The organism is Lactobacillus sp. ESL0677 (assembly GCF_029392875.1).
GTDB lineage: Bacteria > Bacillota > Bacilli > Lactobacillales > Lactobacillaceae > Lactobacillus.
In genome coordinates this window covers 478,639-494,721 of the sequence record NZ_CP113946.1, presented here as the reverse complement: position 1 = coordinate 494,721, position 16,083 = coordinate 478,639, and the positions used below count along the sequence as shown (strand labels likewise).

The following is a 16,083-nucleotide window of genomic DNA, read 5'->3' as shown; positions in this document are numbered from 1 at the left end:
CTTCACTAGGTAGCCTAATTGTGTTAATTTAGTAACAAGTCAAACCAAATAGAAAGGAAATTCTTATGAATAATTTTGATACTAATCCAGAGCAACGGCGGCAAATCCGCAGCATCTCTGACACTAACAGTTTTTTAACTAAAATGTACGCCTTGATGGGCGTGGCAGTTCTGGTTTCCGCTCTTGCCTCTTACCTGACGATGACCGTCTTTAGAAGTGCGGTCATGCAGATGCCGGTGGCAATAATGTGGGTGATCTTGCTGGTTCCTTTTGCCTTATCAATGGGCATTAGCTTCAAGGCTAATCGCAATCCTCTAGCCAGCTTCATCATGTTAATGATTTTAGCAGTGATTTATGGTTTTGAATTTGCCCTAATTGCCGGCTTTTACACGGGGACGCAGCTGACAACTGCCTTTGTTTCTTCAAGTGTTGTCTTCATCGCAATGGCTGCCTTTGGCACTTTTACCAAAAAGGACCTAACCAACTGGGGCGCGTATTTCGGTGCCGCACTATTTGGCTTTTTCATCGCATGGATAGTTAACCTGTTTTTGCATAATCCAGCAATTACTTACATCTTTTCCTTCATTGGTGTAATTATCTTCACTGGTTTAGTTGCCAGCGATGCCAACAAGATGAAGCTAATTTACAACAATTATGGCAATCAGGTTTCAACCAACGGTCTGGCCGTCTTAGGTGCCTTGCAACTCTACCTTGACTTTATTAACATTTTTCTATTTATCCTTGAGATATTTGGATATGGCAATAACAATAATTAACAGCATAATTTTCCAAACAAAAACGCTAGGCTTTTCAGCTTAGCGTTTTTTGTTAGGAGTAAATAATTTATCTAAAAATTACTTACCTTAAGATATTGGTTGCGACCAATAATGTAATACTTTTTACCTTTAATCGTAATTGGATCACCATAAACAGTGACCTGCTTACCTTTCTTCATCACCTTTTTACCAATTTGCTTACCAGACTTATTGTAAACAGCCGCATTGTGCGTCAACTTTTGCTCAATGCCAGTAACATTAGCAGCTGCGACATAATAACCGTTAGTCAACTTAGTAAACTCGCGGCCATTAACGGTCAAACTGCCTGCCATTTCAACAATCGAATTGCTAGTCAGCACTACTTCGCTGACACGCTCACCTTGTTCATTGTACAAATATGCGTTGTGCATCAACGGTTTTTCATTCGGTCCTAAAGTCGTTGGCTGACTCGCAGTATTGGTATTTATCATAGTCTTGACATTAGCTGCTTTGACATATCTACCAGCGCCAATGATATAGTACTGCTTACCAGCAATCTTGACCGGACTGCCATAAACTGCAATCGATTTATCCTTCTTGAGCACTGTCTTGCCGACACGCTTACCAGCATGGTTGTAGACATAAGCATTATGGCTTAACTTAGCTGACTTACCAATGATGTTCTCAGCAACTAGGTAATATTCTTGACCTTGACTGTGAACAATTACGTAAGTCTGACCAGCTATCTCCTTAGTACCATAAGTCTTGACTGTCGAACCAGCTTTCAGCACTAACTTATTAGCCCGCTGACCAGCTTCATCATAGACGTAAGAGTTGTGTAGTAAAGTTTGCTTCTTACTTACTGGCAGTGGTGTCGGTGTTACCGTTGAACCATTATTTGAACTGCTATCATTACTATGCAAAACTTGATTAATTGTTGCTGTATCAGTGTAATGCTTGATGATTGCCTCAATCGCATTATTGCGTTCGGTAATCATACCATCGTGATCAGTTGCATGATCAATTGCACCCTGATCCTTAATTGCTTCGTTTAACAATTCGGCAATTTTATCCTTGAGCTTGGTCTTATCAGATTGGCTGTAACTAGTGTTACTGTCAATAGCTTGATCAGCTGCGCTGGCTGCATCTTGAACGGCTGACTTAGCAATATCACGCAGCCAATTAGAAAGATCATTATTAATATCAGCACCAGTTGCTGCATTATCTAAATTTTCCAATGCTTTTTGCTTAGCGTCAGCCAATTGCGTTGGACTAATTTCTCCTGCAGCTAGCCTTTCCTTAGCCGTGGTGTAAGCATGATCAATCTTAGTGATTGCATCTTGTCTAGCAGTAAGTAAATCTTTACCCTTGCTCAACTCACTTGCGACACCAGCGGGATCAGTTGCTTGGTTAATCTTATCCTTAGCTGCCGTTAAGTCATCCTGTACCTTTTGCTTTTGCTCTGTCTTTTCTGCCTCAGTCAAGTTTGAATTATCAATTGCTGTGATAGCCTTATCGGCTGCTGACTGCAATTGTTCTTCAGCCTTGTGCTGCGTGTCAAGGAGCGTCGTACCAGTTGTCACAGTATCAATTGCTGTCTTGCCATCTGACAAAGCAGTGTCAACTCCAGCTTGATCAGTTGCTGCATCTACCTTACCTTGAGCATCTGTCAAAGCATCCCGAATCTTTTGCTTCTGCTCCGTCTTTTGTTCATCGGTCAAATTAGAACTATCAATTGCTGTGTTGGCATTATCGACTGCAGTTTGTAAATCTTGTTTGGCATTATTCTTAGCAGCTTGCAAGTTCACATCCGTTACTACCTGTTCAATTGCTGTCTTGCCATCTGACAAAGCAGTGTCAACTCCAGCTTGATCAGTTGCTGCATCTACCTTACCCTGAGCATCTGTCAAAGCATCCTGAATCTTTTGCTTCTGCTCCGTCTTTTGTTCATCAGTCAAAGTTGAATTATCAATTGCCGTGTTGGCATTGTCAGCTGCAGTTTGTAAATCTTGTTTAGCATCATTCTTAGCAGCTTGCAAGTTCGCATCCGTTACTACCTGTTCAATTGCTGTCTTGCCAGTTGTCAAAGCAGTTTGAATGTCATCGCTAGTTGTTGCCTGACCAATACTATATTGTGCATCTTCTACTGCAGCAGCAACGTCTGCCTTCTTTGCAGCCTTATCCTCATCAGATAAGTTAGAAGCATCAATTGCTGTATTGGCTTTATCGGCAGCATCTTGTAAATCTTTAATTGCTTGATTCTGCTCAAGCAAGATTGTAGTCGTCTTTGAAACATCATCAATTGCTGTCTTGCCATCTGTCAAAGCCGTATTAACTCCAGCTTGATCAGTTGCGTCATCAACCTTACCTTGAGCATTTGTCAAAGCATCCTGGATCTTTTGCTTCTGCTCCGTCTTTTGTTCATCGCTCAAAGTTGAATTATCAATTGCCGTGTTGGCATCGTCTGCTTCTTGCTCTAACTTATTCTTAGCATCGGTCTTAGTGTGATCCAATGCCTGAGTATCATAAGCAGCAATATCTTTCATGCCATCCGTCTTAATTTGATTAATCTTGTCAGCCTTACCAGCAACATCCCCAGCAGGTGCATCAACATTGTTAATAGCACTCGTTGCCTTATCAGCAGCAGTATTAACTTTACCCTTCAACGCTTCCTTGTCGGCAGCACTTAAAACATCATCTGGAATCTGGTCAATCTTATCCTTGACTGCTTGGGCCGCATCATTAACATCTTTATCAGCAATCAACTTGTTCAATGCAGTTCTGCCGCTGTCATAAGCATTAACTGCTGCTTCTAAATCAGTCGATTTATTGAGATCACCGATGCCTTGTTCAACTTTCGCAATTAAATCGCTGTACTTGGACTTTTCATCGGTAGTTAACTCTAACTTACTGTAATCAGTTGCCAAGTCCTTTGTATTTTCGATTTCATTATTGAAATATTGGTGATTTTCACTATTTTCTTTGTTTAAAATATCCTGAACCTTGTTAATACCATCTGTTTTAGCAGTGTCAAGATCAGAATCATTAGAAGTTGCTTCAATGTTTTGCTTGATACCAGCATAAACACCGTTAATCTCCGCAATTGCCGCCTTCTTTTGCTCCGGCGTCAGACTCGACTTATTAACAATGGTAATTGCCTTAGTTTGTTCATCCTTAACAGCATCAAGGGCTGCACACTTCTTGCCGTCAAGTTGCGCACTCTTCAGAACATTGTCAATGTTTGTCTTGCCTGTGGATAATTCCCTATCGGCAGCAGTTGCATCAGCAGCAGCCAAAATCTCGGCCTTGGCCTTTGTAACTTCAGCGTCCACCGCAGCTTTTTGGTCCTGTTGCTTATCTGCTGGCAAGCCCAATTGCTCAATCTTCTGTTTTGCGTCAGCAGCATATTGCTCTAGTGCCTTAATGTTGTCATTCTTATGGTTTAGCGTTCCTTGATCCTTAGCGGCATTAACAATTGTATTAATGCCTGCCTCGCCAAAGTCGGCTACATCGCCGCTTGTTACATTACCCTGCTCAGCATCGGTAATTGCCGCTGTCGCATCTGTCAAATCAGCAGTCGTAGGATTAGCTGGTAATTGAACATTATTAATCTTGTCAACGGCTTTCTTTCTTGCCGTCTCAATTTGGGCTTTCAAAGCTGTCTTATGCTCATCGGTTAAGCCTAAGCCATCAATTGCACCGTTACCATTTGCGCCGGTAGCGTAAGCATTAATTGCTGCAATCTGCTTGTTCTTCTCAACTATTAATTGTGCTGGCAAAGTTGAGTTAGTAATTGCTGCATCACCAGCAGTTTTGGCTGAATCAATTTCATTATTATCCGCTGCTGCATTAATTGCTGAAATAGCTGCATCCAGCGCATCGTTTACTGCCTTATTAGCGGCCGCAACTTCACCAGCACTCAAATATGGGTTAGCTGCATCAGACGGATTCTTAGCAAGCTCTGCAATTTGCGCTTTAATTGCATCAGCCATTTTCTTCAAATATTTAATTGCGGCATCCTTGTCACCATAAAGCTTAGAAATATTCGCAATTGTCTTTACGCCATCATCCTTAGCAGCCGCCATATTGGTGATTGGATCAGATGTGTTCTTGGCAGCCTTAATCTTATCTGCAGCCTTAACTCGTTCAACTTCAATTGCAGCCTTCTGCTCCTTCTTTTCAGCAGGTGAACTCGATGATGCATCAATTGCTTGATTTGCCTGATCGGCAGCATTATTCAAAGCCGTCAAGTTATCATTCAAGGCTTCTTCGATACCCTTAGCAGTGCCAACTGCGGCAATAGATGTTACACCAGTTGCTGCTACTGAGGAAACTTCAGCCGGAGTTGTTGCCTGATTAATGGCTGTTGTTGCATTATCAAGAGCAGTCTGAACTTGGTCGTTCAATTGCTTGTATTGGTCTTGATCTATCTTGCCATCATTGTAAGACTGGGCAATCTGCTTCTTGACATCATCTGCTTTATCTTGCAAATCAGCGATGGCATTCGTTATTGCCTGAGTCAATTCTTCATCAGTTGCATGACCGCTAATATTACTAATTGCCGTCTTACCGTCAACTAAAGCCGTATTAATTCCAGTTTCATCGGTTGCAGCATTAATCTTATCCTTTGCCTTTTCCAATTCGCTATTAACTAAGCTCTTCAAACTATCCTTTTTAGTTTGATCCAACTCCAACTGATCAATTGCAGTTGCGGCATCTTTAGCAAACTGCTCCAGTTCCGTATCAGCCTTATTCTTCTTATTCTGCAAGATGGCGTCAACCAAAGCTTGGTCAATATTTAAAATTCCAGTACGCTCCTTAGCTGGAATTGACGCTCCATCTTCAGAACCATTAATTTCAGCAACTGCTTTATCATAAGCTTCTTTAGCTTGATCCTGATATTTTGTTACTTCCTCAGGAGTTAAGTCATGGTTATTAGCAATCTGTGCTAAAATTCCTGGATCTCCAGTAGCTGCATCACCATTTAACTCTTTATCAAGAGCAGCAATCGCAGCATCTTTAGCGGTATTCAGATCAGCAGCATCTTTAATATTTTTAATTCCTGCTAAAGCTAAATCTTTGGCAACCTTAATATCTGTATTATTAGTCGCCTTATCAATCGAAGTAGTAGCAGTATCCATAATCTTCTGGGCTTTCTGCTTATCTTCTTCGCTAAATTGTTCTTTATCAATTGCAGCTTGAATTTCTTCTTTAGCTTGACGCTTCTTTGCAACCAATGCTGCCTTATCAACTTCTTGATAAATTGTTGATTGACCCAATTTTTCAGCAGCAGTAACTGCTGATTCAGTTGTTGCCGCATTAATCTTATTGTGAGCGTCAATCGCAGCTGTATCAATTGCAGCTTCAGCGGCAGCAATTTCAGCAGCATTCAGACCGCGATCTGGATCACTGAGCTCTTCTTTAGCACTAGTAACTGCATCATCAATTTGCTTATTGGCAACATCCTTAGCAGCAGCTAAACTAGTATCTTTTTCTGCCTTTAAAATTGCGGCTTCACCAGCTGCTTCGGCAGTCTTAATATCAGCCAAATTATCTTGAGCAGCAATTTCCTTTTTACCATCATCACGAGCTTTGTTAATTTCCGTAATTGCTTCTTGCTTAGCGTCATCAGTCATTGACGAATTATTAACTCGCTCAACTGCATCCTGAGCTACTTGGTCAAGCTTATCTTGGTATTCCTTAATTGAACTATCAAGGTCTCCGGCACTGATTAAAACGTTTTGCATGTTGTCAATACCATTATCGCGCTCAGTATTAACTTGGTTAATTGTTGCTGGTGTTGGGTTATCAACCTTGCCTAAAGCGGTATTATACGCAGACTCAACTTGAGCAATTAGAGCCGCCTTCCCGTCACTATCGATGTTGTTCTTTTGGTTAATTGCCTCAATTATGGCATCATGCTTGGCCAATAATGCTCGTTCAGCAGCAATTTTAGCTGATTGCAAATCTGCGGCATCTTTAATCTGCAACATTGCAGTCCGACCATCAGTTGCCGCTTGTTTAACAGCATCTGTTGTCTCTGCTGCAGCAACATCGGCCTTAGCACTATTTAAAGCATCATCAATCTGCTTTTGGTAATCTAATTTTTGGCTTGGCCCTAAATTACTATCTTGCTCAATGTGCTCTTTGAGTTGCTCAGCCAAATTATTTAAGCCAATTGGATTACCATCATTATCTAACGCGGTATCTTTAGCATCTGCAACTTCTTGATTAGCAGTGTTAGCAGCATCAGTTGCCACACCATTCATTGCCTTGATTCCAGCATCCTTATCAACCGTGATTCGATCAGTTGAGGTATCATGATTGACTTTGTCAACGGCATCATTGTAAAAGTCATCAATCTTGCCCTTTAGCTCAGCTTGCTTAGCGGCATCAATCTTGCCTGCGGTAAACAATTCATCAATTTTTTGCTTATTAGCTGTCTGCGAAGCCGTTAACTCCTGTACTGCCTTAGCTTTAGCAGCTGCTAAATCGGCAACTACTTGAACCTTATCAATGTTAGTCTTACCAATTGTCTTGGAACTAGTAACATCCTCTAGCGTTGTTGCGGTATTGATGTTATTAGTTGCCGCAGTAACAGCTTGGTCAATTTGATTCTTGTAGGTTTCCTTTTCACTAGCACTCAACTGCTCAGCTGGCAAACTGTCAATCATATTCTTAGCGGTTTGTGCATATTGGTTAAGGTCATTGATTGCGGCAGTTTGCGCAGCCTGCAATGTAGTATCCTGAGTATTAGCATTAGTTACAATGTCATTAATATGATTCTCGGCAGTTACTTCGGCATCGTTAATTGCGCCCTGCGACGTCCCTGCTTGAATATTGCTAATTCCTTGATCAACTTGATCTTGGATGTCCTGCTTATATTTAGCTTTGTCGGCATCACTCAAGCTAGTACCGTCAATTTGATCATTAGCGGCTTTTTGTGCATCCTGTAATTTAATAATTGCATTATTCTTTTCAGAAGCTAACGTTTGGTCTGTCAATAAATTATTCAGCGCAGTCAGACCAGCGGTAGTTAACGTGTTAACCGCATCTTGACTAGCTGCGTGATCGATTTGATCTTGATAACCAGTGTCCTTGCTGTTAGTCAACAAGTCCTCTACTTTTTGAATTTGCTCATCACGTTCGCCAGCACTTAAACCTGACAGGTTATTAATTTGATCTTTAATTTCTTGCGCCTTTTGCTCAAGCTGTGTCTTAGCACCAACGCGGTCAATGCCCACAATGCCAGCGGTTGTTACTTCTTGCAAATTATCTTTGGTTGTGGAACTATTCGTTATCTTGTCAATTGCCGCTTCTAACGCAGTATCAATATCCGAATTAATCTGTTCGACAACAGAAGCATCATTAGGATACATTGCGGCATACTTCGACTTTTCACTAGCAGCCTCGTTTTGCAATGAAATTAACGCGTTCAACTTATCAATTGCCGTTTGGGCTGCCTCTTTTTTAGCAGTCATATCAGCTTCGTCCCCAGCAGTGCCCACTGCATTAATTGCATCTTGGGCTGCAGTTAACGCATCTTGAACCTTGGAATTAGAACTGCTCGCAAGCTCCTGTTTAGCCTTATCATAAGCTGTCTGTAATTCAGTAGTCGCAGTAGCATTATGCGTTGTAACAATCTTGTCAAGGGCAGCTTTACCAGTAGCCAGATCACTGGTGCCAGCGTCAATCTGCTCTTCATAAGTTGCTGACTCACTCTCGAGTTCATCGGCCAAACTTGGATACTTTTGCTTCAACGTATTTTTATATGTCCGCAATTCTGAAATCGTCTTAGCAGTATCAAAGACTTTTTCAGTATTGGTTTTTGCATCTTGAAAGGCTTGACCAGCAGTATCCAAATCAGTAGTTGCGTCAATTGCACTTGTGCCGTCTGTAGTAGCAGACTGCAGTTCATCATCATACTTCGTCTTTTGTGTCGATGATAATGCGAAGACGTTTTTAATCTTATTCGAATTAGTAGTGGTCTCCTCAGTTATAGCCGCTTGGGCCTGAGCCTTGAATGCAGCTAAAATATTTTTCTTAGCCGTCACTACCGCTGTATCAATACCATCACCTGTTGCCTCATCGATTGCTTTATTAGCAGCAGTAACGGCAGCTTGAATTTTCTCATCATCAGTGGTACCTAAATATTGGTTAGCCTTTTGGGCATATTCCTTAACTTCTTGTTTAGCTGCCTCCCGTGCAGCCTTTGCATTTGCTGTTTCAGCATCAGTTACCTGCTGGTTAATCGCAGTAATTGCCGTGTCGCGACGATTAATTATTTCATCCTTATCAGTTGTACCGTAAACCGAATCAGCAGAAGTTGGATCATTAGCCGTTGACTTATTGACCCATTCATCAATTGCGTCAAGATACGGTTGTGCTTTAGCAGTATCCTCACCAAACAAGGTATTTATCTGTTGCTTTGCTGCATCTGCTGCATCATTAATTGCCTTAGCTGCATCTGCCTGCCGCTTAGCTGCAATTTCATCTACAGCGTACAATTTTGCTGTTTGCGGATTTTGTGGATCTTCTAGTGATGGGTCACCTTCCACAAAGTTCTTGGTAGCTGTTAACGTGACCATGCTTCCCGTTGTAATACCAGTAAGACTAGCTTTAGGTACCGTAATAGTAAACTTAAATTTACCTTGATGAGCACCACTAGTTTCTGGAGTATCAGCGGAAACAGCCGCATACTTAATTCCTTGATCGGCTTCTTTATGGTACGGACTAGTTATCTCGCCTAACCGATCACTATTAGGCATTACTGCAGCAATATAAGCACCACCTTCGTTAGCATAACCGGTAATTATTTCATTATCGTCATTATCAATTTCAATATCGTCATCTGTAATGGGATCGATTGCCAAGAAACCATCATTAGCACTAATAAACTCCAAAGTTGGCAGATCTTGATTATTAATTAACGCAATTGCAGCACTTTCATCACTTGGACTAATCCCCTCAATCGCAGTATCTAACGTTGTTAACGTACCATCAGTATTGCCTTTAAAGCCAAATGTTCTAAAAGCATTCGAAACCGTTTCACCTGGTTGCTTTAATCTAACACTGTTAAGCGTGAAGTTACCCGTTGAGATAATATTGGCAGCAGTATTGGTTCCCCGATCAAGCAGGAAGTCATCAGGGTTAGTAATTGTCGTCCCATTACCCGGATTAAGCAGCGTTAACTTACCAGTACCAGGGTTGTCAGTTAGCTTAATCCTAAAATCACTGCCGGTGATCTCGGAAGTACCGCCAATGTTCATCAACGTTCCGGCAAAATTACCCATATTGGTCCCAGTAATATTAAAGTTCGCCTTTTTGCCAACAATTAAGTTACCACCAATATTAACTAAAGTACTTGCTGGACCCTTTTTCTTTTTATCACTGATATTGCCATTAGTCACAATATTTAAATTGCCACCGTCTTCAACCGTCAAGCTAGAACCGCTATCAGCCAAGTTAATTGCCTTAGCCTTACGGTTATTGATTGTTCCGGTGTAATCAGTTGTACCACCAACATTAATGTTGATATTACCACCTTGCTGAATATCAACTGAGCCTTGACCGCTATATATCAAGATCCCATTAGCAGAATCACTATTTTCAACACTATTTGCACTATCAGGCATATTACCGCCCTTAGGATTTAGGGTGACATCGGCCCCTGACTTAACAATTACTTCGTTGTCATTAGCTAATTGCTCACCATTGATTGTATCTGAGCCAGTTGTCCCATTAGTCATTTCAATAACATTACCGCTATATGTTGTCCCCGTAAATTGAGTACCATTTTCAAAAATCAAACGGCCGCCTTTTCTGGTAAATTCAAATAACTGCTGGTTAGAAGCTTCAGCATTATAAGTACCCCAATCATTGGTATAACTTTTGACCGTTTGGGCTGTATTAGTGCCATAAAAATGCACTTCTGTATGCGCACCAACATACATCATCTGCGAGCCAATAAAGTTAACATTCTTAAAATTAACAATTGCTCGGGTATTACTACTCGTCTGCATCAAACCGTAAAAGGTCCGACTGTAAATGTTTAAGTTTTCATAAGTAATGTTTACATTGGGGGTAATATTAAAGTCTCTTGGCCGATACAATTGGAAATCAATTGTATACCGCGGACTATCACCAGGATTATCTGGGTCAGCGACTGCAGACTTAATTACCAAAGGTCTGGTCGCAACAGTAATATCACTCACCCCAGCAGTTGGAGCCTGAATATTACTAATAATATTAATCTCATGAATATTACTGTTATTGAATGCAGCAAGTAACCCGACCCAAGAACCGACATTAACCGAAGACTCCGTAGTCGTTGCCAAGTTAAGCGTCTCGAGTAAGCCCTTTGCTTGTGGTTTTTGCTTTTGCGTTGTCGTCGCTGCTGCAGCGTTATCTTCAGCACCAGTGGTAATATTAACCGCTGTATCAGAGTCTGGTTTTTGACCATTCTCATCTGGCTTAGTAGCTGGTTGATCGGTATTTTGATCAGGTGCTATCGGCGTCTGGTTCTCATCCGGAGTGGTTACCGGCTTTTGTTCATCAGTAGTTGGTGGCGTTTGATCATCTTTGTCTGGAGTTTTAGCAGGTTCCTCTGGCTTAGCTTCTGAAGAATCATCCCTCAAGAACGACTTTAACCCAGCATAAGTCGTTAAGTTTTGGCTGCTCTTATTCGCAGAAGCATCAGACTTAGCTTCTGATTTGCTGTCTAATTCAGCAGTTGGGGTTGCTGAAGCACTTTGGTTTTGTTCTGGCTGCACAGTGTCAGCCTTTACAGTTTGCCCCTTAACGCCCATAAAGGTAAAACCGAGCAAGACCGACGCAACGCCGATTGTTAGTTTTCTAATTGAAAAACGATCTTTCTTCGACTCAAGACTCATTTTTCGTAATCTCTCTTTAAAATTATTTTTTCCTAACATTTTTTGCTCCTACGATAGATATATAAAATAAATATATTCAAACACTTTACAAAGTCATCATATTCTTTTATAAATTCTTAATCAATTAAAGCGCTTCATTTTATGTATTAAACAGATTAGCATATATCTTTCATTGTTAAATCAAGTAAAATCAGGAAATAATTTTTCAGTGTAAAACTTTATGTCATGATAATAATTGCATATTACAATTATTAAAAATAAAAAATAGTGTTACTAATCTCAAAAAGATTAGTAACACTATTTAATTTATTCACCAACGTAAAATTCAATTCGTTGCTGCAGATTTTTAAAAGTAACAGGGCAGTAATCACCAATTTCACCATCAAGATTAACTGGTAACTTTTGACCAGCACTCTTGCCGATCAAATCAATTTTCAAACTGCGTGTTTTCGTATAAATAATGTCTGGATCATCAACATGCTTACCATTTAAGGCTAAAACCATTAATCGCAATAATTTAACCGGATCAGATGGCTTAACAATAATCAACTGGAACAACCCATCACTAAGTTCCGCATCCGGCATAATTTGCTCAAAACCACCAATCGAATTAGTCATCCCCAAAAGCAGCATTGACAGCTTCCCCTCATAGACACCAGCATCATAAGTAAGGCGCAATTCATTTTCAGTTAAGTGTGGTAACATTTCTGCACCCTTAATCAGATAAGCAACATAACCTAAAGCTGACTTAACCTCAGAAGGCACGCCATACGTTAATTCCGTAAGCGAACCACAAGCTGCAATATTTACAAAATATTGGTCTTCACTAGCGAAGGTTGCTCTACCAATGTCCATCTTGCGCGTCTTATTATTTAAAATAACCTTGGCTGCTGCTTCGACACTATCACGGGGAATATGCAATGCCCGCGCATAATCATTAGTCGTACCTGCGGGGATAATGGCCATCTTCGGTCTTTTTTCTAAAAAGGCAATCCCGTTAACGACTTCATTGATCGTACCATCACCGCCAGCAGCCACAATCAGATCAAAGCCTTCAGTTGCAGCTCGTGTAGCTTCTTTTTGAGCACTTTTTTTCGCGGGTGTAGTTCTAAAAGCGCTCGCCTCATAGCCAGCACGTTCCAAGACGTCTAAAATATCAGCGACATTTTTAGGCATCTGTTCGTGACCAGATACAGGATTATAAATCAATCTTGCTTTTTTAGTCATAGTTACTACCTTATTACTTAAAAATTAGCATTAACGCTTGTTTAATTCTTCATTCAACAGCTTGTTGATTACCTTCGGGTTAGCCTTACCACGAGTTTGTTTCATAATTTGACCAACGAGATAACCAATAGCCCGATCTTTACCGTTCTTGAAGTCCTCAACTGATTGTGGGTTGTTATCAACAACTTCCTTAACCATTGGTGCCAAGACACTGGTATCTGATAACTGCACCATGCCCTTATCTTCAACGTACTTCTTCGGGTCAGTCCCGTTAGTAATCGTTTCCGCAAAGACCTTCTTGGCAATCTTAGAAGAAATCGTCCCGTCTTTAATCAGCTTAATCATTGCAGCTAGGTGCTCTGGTGTCAACTTAATGTCGGTTAATTCAACCCGATTGTCATTCAAGTAACCATTAACTTGGGTATTCATCCAGTTAGCAGCTAATTGTGGATCAGCGCCAGCAACCACTGCCTTGTCAAAGAAGTCAGAACTTTCCTTAGTTTGCAACAAAACATTAGCATCATAAGCCTTCAAGCCAAAGTCATTAACATATTGGTTGTAGCGTTCTTCAGCTGAACGTGGCAAAGTCTTAGCGATCTCGTCAATCCACTCTTGACTAATGTGGTCTGGAGCAAGGTCTGGTTCTGGGAAGTAACGATAATCAGCGTCGCCTTCCTTAACTCGCTCAAGAACAGTCTTACCAGTTGCTTCGTCAAACCGACGTGTTGATAACTGCACGCGCCCACCTGACAGCAGAACTTGAGCTTGACGCTTTTCTTCATAAGCTAAAGATTTACGGACGTGTTCAAAGGAGTTCAGGTTCTTCATTTCTACTTTGGTACCAAGCTCTTTTTGACCAGCCGGACGAATGGAAATATTGGTATCAACCCGCATTGAACCTTCTTCCATCTTAACATCAGAAGCACCAGTAAACTGAACAATCTTACGCAGCTTTTCGAGGTAAGCGTAACCTTCATCAGGATCGGCAATTTCTGGTTCAGAAACAACTTCAAGTAATGGCACACCCTGACGGTTCAAGTCAACGTATGAAAAGCCGTTGGTACCATGAGTGTTCTTACCAGCATCTTCTTCGATATGCATTTCGTGAATACCGATGCGCTTCTTTTTACCATGAACTTCGATTTCTACATAGCCATCACGAGCTAATGGTTGGAAGAATTGCGTAATCTGGTAAGCCTTAGGACTGTCTGGGTAGTAGTAGTTCTTCCGGTCAAAGTGTGTGGTCGGCAAGATGTGTGCATGTGTTGCTAACGCAACCATGATTCCCAAACGGTAAACGTCCTTGTTAACAAATGGCAAAACCCCTGGCATTGCCCAGTCAATAACGTTAGTTTCAGTGTTAGCTTCAGCACCATAACTTACCGGAGAAGGTGAGAAAATTTTACTCTTTGTCTTTAATTCGAAGTGGACTTCGAATCCAATCGTTGATTTAAAATTCATCAGTTAATCCTCCATTCCGGCTGGTGTTTTTTCATAAAACTTGTTCGTCCGTTCAATAAAGTCAGCTGTCTTAAAAATGCTGCCTTCGTCAAATCGCTTAGCCATAATTTGGAAACCAACAGGCATCCCGTCAACCAATCCAGCTGGGACACTAGCTGCTGGAATACCGGCCAAGTTAGCAGAAATCGTCAAAATATCATTATTGTACATCTTAATTGGATCAGAAATTTCACTGCCGATGCCAAATGCTGGTTCCGTAGTTGTTGGCCCAACAATAACATCATTATTAGCAAAGATTTCATCAAATTCATCACAAATTAAGGTTCTAACTTTAGCAGCTTGTCTGAAGAAGCGGTCGTATGAACCAGCTGACAAAGCAAATGAACCCAACATAATCCGGCGCTTAACCTCAGTACCGAAACCTTCTGAACGTGACTTAACATAAACGTCAAGCAAATTCTTAGTATCTTCTGCACGGTAGCCGTAACGAATACCATCATACCGTTGCAAGTTAGATGAAGCTTCACTTGAAGCAATAATGTAATAGTCAGGAACAACATACTTAGTTAACGGCAATGATACCTCACTGATAATTGCACCAGCATCCTCAAGAGCATCGATTTGCTTTTGGATAACGTCGTGCATTTCACCATCAACAGCAGCCATGTATTCCTTAACAACCGCAACCCGCAGCCCCTTAACATCTTGACCAATAAACTTAGTAAAGTCAGGAACTTCGCGAGTTGATAAAGTTGAGTCATGGTCGTCGCTGCCGGCAATGACATTTAATACTTCGGCAGCACTCTTAGCACGCTTACTCATTACCCCGATTTCATCAAGTGATGAGCCAAAGGCAATTAAGCCCCAACGTGAGACACGACCATAGGTTGGCTTAATGCCGAAAATACCGTTAAAGGCAGCTGGCTGCCGGATTGAACCACCGGTATCTGAACCAAGTGCTGCAACAACTTGACCGGAAGCAACAGCAACGGCAGAACCACCGGATGAACCACCAGGAACCTTGTCCAAGTTCCATGGGTTATGAGTTGCGCCAAAGTATGAATGCTCTGTTGAAGAACCCATCGCAAATTCGTCCATGTTAGTTTTGCCAACAAAGGTTGCTTGTGCCTTCTTTAATCTTTCAATAACAGTGGCATCATAAACTGGAATGTAGTTGTCCAAAATGTGACTAGCAGCTGTAGTCTTAACACCACTCGTGATAATGTTATCCTTAATGGCAATTGGAATACCAGCAAGCTTATTCTTGGCAAAGTCCAAATCAGCAGCAGGTTCTGCATCATCTTGAACAGTAATCCAGGCATTCAGTTTATCGTCAGTTTTCTTAATATTTGCAACAGTATCTTGAGCAAGCTTCTCAGCTGACAAGTCACCCTGTGCAAGTTTTTGGTTTAATGAGTCAATATCTTCATTTAAGTAGTTCATTACTCGTCCTCATCCTTATTAATAATTACAGGAACCTTGATGAAGCCATTGGCTTGTTCAGGAACATTCTTCATTAATTCTGCACGATTTTGCCAGTGCTCTGGCTTATCTTCTCTGAAAACAGTGTCGCGATCAACTACTTGCACTGTTTCGGCAACACCATCAGTATCAACTTCTGATAATTGGTCGGCCATGTTAATAATTGAACTCATTTGTTCGGTAACTGTACCGATTTCGTCTTCATTAAACTCAAGTCGTGACAACACCGCCACGTGCTTAATTGTGTCTTCTGTGATTTCCACTAT

Annotated in this window: 6 protein-coding genes; 1 reads left to right on the top strand and 5 read right to left on the bottom strand. The window is 41.2% G+C overall.

Annotated elements, in window-relative coordinates; genetic code table 11:
- The first annotated feature begins 65 nt into the window (after positions 1 to 65).
- A complete protein-coding gene (locus tag OZX76_RS02570; RefSeq protein WP_277180667.1) occupies positions 66 to 776 on the top strand; it encodes a Bax inhibitor-1/YccA family protein in 711 nt (236 codons plus the stop codon).
- A gap of 71 nt (positions 777 to 847) precedes the next feature.
- Here OZX76_RS02570 and OZX76_RS02565 read toward each other — a convergent pair whose 3' ends face one another.
- The 5 genes from OZX76_RS02565 to gatC form a co-directional block, all read right to left on the bottom strand.
- Positions 848 to 11,686, bottom strand: coding sequence for a DUF1542 domain-containing protein (locus OZX76_RS02565; RefSeq protein WP_277180665.1), 10,839 nt, complete (start codon positions 11,684 to 11,686; stop codon positions 848 to 850).
- A 267-nt stretch (positions 11,687 to 11,953) separates the two neighbouring features.
- The gene (locus tag OZX76_RS02560) at positions 11,954 to 12,874 is read right to left on the bottom strand and encodes a diacylglycerol kinase family lipid kinase (protein WP_277180663.1); all 921 of its coding nucleotides are present in this window, start codon (positions 12,872 to 12,874) and stop codon (positions 11,954 to 11,956) included.
- 30 nt (positions 12,875 to 12,904) lie between these two features.
- Complete coding sequence (gatB, locus tag OZX76_RS02555) at positions 12,905 to 14,335, bottom strand: Asp-tRNA(Asn)/Glu-tRNA(Gln) amidotransferase subunit GatB (protein ID WP_277180661.1); 1,431 nt, start codon at positions 14,333 to 14,335, stop codon at positions 12,905 to 12,907.
- 3 nt (positions 14,336 to 14,338) lie between these two features.
- A complete protein-coding gene (gene gatA, locus OZX76_RS02550; RefSeq protein ID WP_277180659.1) occupies positions 14,339 to 15,778 on the bottom strand; it encodes an Asp-tRNA(Asn)/Glu-tRNA(Gln) amidotransferase subunit GatA in 1,440 nt (479 codons plus the stop codon).
- Positions 15,778 to 16,080 carry an Asp-tRNA(Asn)/Glu-tRNA(Gln) amidotransferase subunit GatC gene (gatC, locus tag OZX76_RS02545; RefSeq protein ID WP_277133812.1) on the bottom strand — a complete coding sequence of 101 codons (303 nt, stop codon included), beginning with the start codon at positions 16,078 to 16,080 and terminating at the stop codon, positions 15,778 to 15,780. The genes gatA and gatC overlap by 1 nt, the downstream gene beginning before the upstream one ends.
- Between the last annotated feature and the right edge of the window lie 3 nt (positions 16,081 to 16,083).

Bases quoted from the DNA above. Each gene is read 5' to 3' on its own strand.
- OZX76_RS02570 (WP_277180667.1), top strand. From the start codon at position 66: ATGAATAATTTTGATACTAATCCAGAGCAACGGCGGCAAATCCGCAGC.
- OZX76_RS02565 (WP_277180665.1), bottom strand. From the start codon at position 11,686: ATGTTAGGAAAAAATAATTTTAAAGAGAGATTACGAAAAATGAGTCTT.
- OZX76_RS02560 (WP_277180663.1), bottom strand. From the start codon at position 12,874: ATGACTAAAAAAGCAAGATTGATTTATAATCCTGTATCTGGTCACGAA.
- gatB (WP_277180661.1), bottom strand. From the start codon at position 14,335: ATGAATTTTAAATCAACGATTGGATTCGAAGTCCACTTCGAATTAAAG.
- gatA (WP_277180659.1), bottom strand. From the start codon at position 15,778: ATGAACTACTTAAATGAAGATATTGACTCATTAAACCAAAAACTTGCA.